This is a genomic window from Vibrio sp. 378 (genome assembly GCF_033339435.1).
Genome location: NZ_JAWOUO010000369.1, coordinates 1 through 809, shown reverse-complemented (window position 1 = coordinate 809; position 809 = coordinate 1). Strand labels below are relative to the sequence as shown.

At 43.1% G+C, this 809-nt stretch carries 1 protein-coding gene and 1 pseudogene; one reads left to right on the top strand and one right to left on the bottom strand.

Annotation, left to right across the window (positions count from 1 at the left end):
• Positions 1-604: phosphate ABC transporter substrate-binding protein (locus R7Q48_RS26335; protein WP_318133143.1), on the top strand; the 604-nt coding region annotated here is incomplete at its 5' end.
• Positions 605-658: 54 nt separating this feature from the next.
• On the opposite strand, the pseudogene R7Q48_RS26330 reads toward R7Q48_RS26335, so the two are convergent.
• A pseudogene (locus R7Q48_RS26330) lies at positions 659-809 on the bottom strand (MaoC family dehydratase); the annotation flags it as partial.

Sequence of the window (809 nt, the reverse complement as noted above, 5' to 3'; positions counted from 1 at the left end):
GAGCTCTCGCTATCTGACAGAAAGCGAAAAAGGCGAAGACTTGAATGTGTTTACAATTGCTTACGATGGCCTTGCCGTTGTTGTGAACCGTACAAACTCTGTGACTAACCTTTCAGCACAACAACTGTTTGACATCTACAAAGGCGAAATCAAAAACTGGAAAGAAGTCGGCGGCGCGGATCAACCGATAGCAGTTGTCACACGAGAAGCATCTTCTGGCTCGCGCTACAGCTTTGAAAGTTTGTTGGGTCTCACCAAAATCATTAACGACCGTCTGGTTTCTGATATCAGCCCAAACAACTTAGTTGTAAATAGCAACAGCATGGTTAAAACCATTGTGAACCATAACACACGTGCGATTGGTTTTATTTCGGTGGGGTCTGTAGACCTTTCTGTGAAGGCGATTCAGTTTAACGGGATTGAACCAACAGCAGCGAACATCGCAAATCACAAATACAAACTGGCTCGACCATTCTTGGTGCTTTACAAAGTCGACTCGCTAGATCAAGCAGGCAAAGACTTTGTCGCGTTCCTAAAATCGGAAGCGGGACAAAAAACCATTGCTGACTACGGGTACATACCGGTTAAAAACTTTAACCAGTAAAAACAAAAAAGAGAGCATTTCAATGCTCTCTTTTTTATTGATTCGAATATGTTTTTAGAAGTGCAATTGAATCACAGATACCACTACCGCACCTGGGCGTCTTACGCCTTCAATTTCCACTTTGATTTCACGCTCGATCTCTAAACCTTTTTTGATAGGCGTTACTTTAGTCAGTGTGCTTACTGCTCGCACGTTGTTACCAGCT